This is a genomic window from Caldovatus aquaticus (assembly GCF_019458025.1).
Taxonomy (GTDB): Bacteria; Pseudomonadota; Alphaproteobacteria; order Acetobacterales; family Acetobacteraceae; genus Caldovatus; species Caldovatus aquaticus.
Genome location: NZ_JAHZUY010000116.1, coordinates 1 through 3,311, shown reverse-complemented (window position 1 = coordinate 3,311; position 3,311 = coordinate 1). Strand labels below are relative to the sequence as shown.

Annotated in this window: 3 protein-coding genes and 1 pseudogene; 1 reads left to right on the top strand and 3 read right to left on the bottom strand. The window is 73.1% G+C overall.

Going from position 1 to position 3,311, the window contains the following annotated elements:
* Window positions 1-63: 63 nt before the first annotated feature.
* Window positions 64-207 (top strand): annotated as a pseudogene (locus tag K1J50_RS19690) (IS5/IS1182 family transposase); the annotation flags it as partial.
* A gap of 151 nt (window positions 208-358) precedes the next feature.
* Here K1J50_RS19690 and yihA read toward each other — a convergent pair.
* From yihA to yidD, 3 genes are read right to left on the bottom strand one after another with little or no spacing between them, the layout of a single operon-like run.
* Window positions 359-1,048: a ribosome biogenesis GTP-binding protein YihA/YsxC gene (gene yihA / locus K1J50_RS18640; protein ID WP_220119248.1), complete on the bottom strand. Its 690-nt coding sequence runs from the start codon at window positions 1,046-1,048 to the stop codon at window positions 359-361.
* 17 nt (window positions 1,049-1,065) lie between these two features.
* Complete coding sequence (yidC, locus tag K1J50_RS18635) at window positions 1,066-2,895, bottom strand: membrane protein insertase YidC (protein ID WP_220119247.1); 1,830 nt, start codon at window positions 2,893-2,895, stop codon at window positions 1,066-1,068.
* A gap of 13 nt (window positions 2,896-2,908) precedes the next feature.
* Window positions 2,909-3,193: a membrane protein insertion efficiency factor YidD gene (yidD, locus tag K1J50_RS18630; protein ID WP_220119246.1), complete on the bottom strand. Its 285-nt coding sequence runs from the start codon at window positions 3,191-3,193 to the stop codon at window positions 2,909-2,911.
* Between the last annotated feature and the right edge of the window lie 118 nt (window positions 3,194-3,311).

Sequence of the window (3,311 nt, the reverse complement as noted above, 5' to 3'; positions counted from 1 at the left end):
CTGCCGCCAGCCCGCGAGCCGATCGCCGACCGCGGCTACGACGGCGCCCGCTTCCGCGCCGCCTTGCAAAACCGCGGCATCACGCCCTGCATCCCCTCGACGCGCTCGCGCAAGCGGCCCATCCCGCACGACCCCGCGCTCTACCGCCAGCGCCACCGTATCGAGATCATGTTCGGCCGGCCGAAAGACTGGCACCGCATCGCCAGGCGTCACGACCGCTGCGCGCACACCTTCTTCGCAGCCATCACGCCGGCCGCCACCGTCACCTTCTGGCTCGGGCATCGAGCCCCGAGCCTAGGGGATCGTTTTTTCAACGAACCGGCCGGTGAATTCCCCGTGCGGAACGACCTGTCTCCGGTCAGTCCTCCGCCGGCGCGGCCAAGGCCGCCAGTTCCGCCCGCAGCGCCTCGATGCCGAGGCCGGTCCGGCTGCTGGTCGCCACGACCAGCGGATGCCCCGCGGTGTGGGCCCGGGCGAGCCCCTCGGCCTCCCGGAGCCGCCGCGCCAGCGCGGGCGGCCGCACCGCATCGGCCTTGGTCAGCACGATCTGGAAGGCGACCGCCGCCTTGTCGAGCAGCTCCATTACCGCGCGGTCGGAGGGCTTGGTCTCGATCCGCGCGTCGAGAAGCAGCAGCACGCGCCGCAGGCTCGGCCGGCCGCGCAGGAAGTCGAACATCAGCCCCTGCCAGTCGGCCTTGAGGTCCTTCGGGGCCTGGGCGTAGCCGTATCCCGGCATGTCCACCAGGACGAGACGCTGCTCGCCGGGCGCCCCCCCGATCTCGAAGAAGTTGAGCTGGCGCGTCCGTCCCGGCGTGCCGGACACGCGCGCCAGGGTCTTCCGGCCGGTCAGGGCATTGACCAGGCTCGACTTGCCGACGTTCGAGCGGCCGCAGAACGCCACCTCCGGCGCACGCGGCGGCGGCAACTGGTCCAGGCGCTGGGCGGCGAAGAAGAACCGGCAGGGCCGGGCGAAGAGGCGCCGTCCGGCCTCGACCAGCGCCGCCCGCTCGGCCTCGTCCCTGGCCTCGGCGAGGCCGCCGGCAGGCAGAGGGCGTGCGGCGTCGCTCACACCCGCACGTCTTCCTTCTTCCGCTCCTTGCCCTCCGTCTTGCCGCCGCCGTCGGCCGCCGGCGGTGCCGGCAGGGCCTTCTTCGCCGCCGCGGCGGCGCGGTCGTGGCGCATGATGTACCACTGCTGCGCGATGGAGAGCAGGTTGTTCCAGGCCCAGTAGATGATCAGCCCGGCCGGGAAGCTCGCCAGCATGAAGGTGAAGATCACCGGCATCCACTGGAAGATCCTGGCCTGGATCGGATCGGGCGGCTGCGGGTTGAGCCGCTGCTGCAGCCACATCGTCGCGCCCATGATCAGCGCCCAGGCCGGCAGGTGGAAGAAGGCCGGCGGGTCCCAGGGGATCAGGCCGAACAGGTTGAACAGGTTGGTCGGGTCGGGCGCCGACAGGTCCCGGATCCAGCCGAAGAAGGGCTGGTGGCGCATCTCGATGGTGACGAACAGCACCTTGTAGAGCGCGAAGAAAACCGGGATCTGGATCAGGATCGGCAGGCAGCCGGAGGCCGGATTGACCTTCTCGCTCCGGTAGAGCGCCATCATCTCGGCCTGCGCCTTCGCCGGGTCGTCCTTGTAGCGGTCTCGGATCTCCTGCATCTTCGGCGCCAGGACCTTCATCTTCGCCATGCTGTGGTAGGCCTTGTTGGCCAGCGGGAAGAAGGCCGCCTTGATCAGCAGGGTGAAGACCAGGATCGCGAGGCCGAAGGGCGCGCCGGAGCCGAGCGCCTTGAACTGCAGCGCGATCCAGTGCAGCGCGTAGAAGAACGGCTTGGTCAGGAAGTAGAACCAGCCGAAGTCGATCGCCTTGTCGAAGTGGACGATGCCGAGGCGGTCGCGGTAGGCATCGAGCAGCGTCACCTCCTTCGCCCCGGCGAACAGCCGGGTGGCAAGCTGCGCCGTGGCGCCGGGCGCCACCGCCTGCGCGCCGGCGGGGACGAGGTCCACCTGCCAGCGGTCCTGCCCGCCCTCCGGCACGTAGCGGTAGGCGATGCGCGTGGCGAGCGCCTGGTCCGCCGGGGCGAGCGCGGCCAGCCAGTACTTGTCGGTGATGCCCGCCCAGCCGCCGCGCGACTCCTGCTCGAAGGCCGGGCCGCTGCCACGCTTCTGCGCCTCGCTCCGGGCGTCCGAATAGGTCCACTCGCGCAGCCGGCCGTCGAGGACGCCGGTGAAGCCCTCGTGCAGGATGAAGAAGCCCTGCGTCGGCGGCGTCGCCTCGCGGCGCACGCGCGCCCAGGGGATGACCTGGACCGGCTCGGGGCCGTCGTTCCGCACCCGCTGCTCGGCGGTGAACATGTAGTTCTCGTCCACCTGCAGGACGATCTCGAACACCTGCCCCTGGCCGTTGTCCCAGGAGAGCGTGACGGGGCGGCCGGGCGCGAGCGGGCCGCCGCTGGCCTGCCAGTCGGTTTCCGCGTCGGGCACGCGGGTGCGGCCGTCGGCCGCGGTCCAGCCCCACTGCGCGAAGTAGGGGTGCGGCCCGCCGCGCGGCGCGAACAGCCGCACCAGCGGGGAATCCGGCTGCACCGTCTCGCGGTAGTCCCTCAGCACCAGGCTGTCGAGCATGGCGCCGCGCAGGTTGAGGCCGCCCTGCAGGCGCGGCGCCTCGATCGCCAGGCTCTGCGCCGGCGGGCGGGCCGGCGCGGCGGCGGCGGGCGCGGCCTCGCGATAGCCGGGCAGGGCGGGAGCAAGCGGCGCCGCGCTCTCCGCGGCCCGCTGCGGGGCGGTCGCCTCGGCCGGCGGGCGGGGCGGCGGCGGCGCGATGAAGGTCTGGAAGATCAGCAGGATGCCGATCGAGATCGCGATCGCCGCGAAGAGGCGCTTCTGGTCCATGGTCGGGATCTGCTCAGCCTTTCGGCGAGGAGGGATCGGCGGCGGGCGCGGCGGTCCTGGGCGGCACCGGATCCCATCCGCCGGGATGCCAGGGATTGCAACGCAGGATGCGGCGGGCGGCCAGCAGGCTGCCGCGCAGCGCCCCGTGGACGGCCAGCGCCTCCAGCGCGTAGTCGCTGCAGTGGGGGTGGAACCGGCAATTCGCGCCGATCAGCGGGCGCAGGGCGTACTGGTAGGTCCGCACCGCGCCGCGCAGCAGCCGCGCCGGAAGGCCCGGGGCCGGGCGGGCGGCGCTCATGGCGCGCGCGCTCCCGGCGGGGCGGCGTGCGGCGGCGGGCCGGAAGCCGCGCCCGGCCGCGCGCAACGGGGCGCCGCGCCCCGCGCCTTCCCGCCCGGCCGGCGCGCCGCCGGACCGT

What these genes read in the sequence shown, in the direction of transcription:
- yidC (WP_220119247.1), bottom strand. Translation starts at nt 2,895, where the DNA reads ATGGACCAGAAGCGCCTCTTCGCGGCGATCGCGATCTCGATCGGCATC.
- yidD (WP_220119246.1), bottom strand. Translation starts at nt 3,193, where the DNA reads ATGAGCGCCGCCCGCCCGGCCCCGGGCCTTCCGGCGCGGCTGCTGCGC.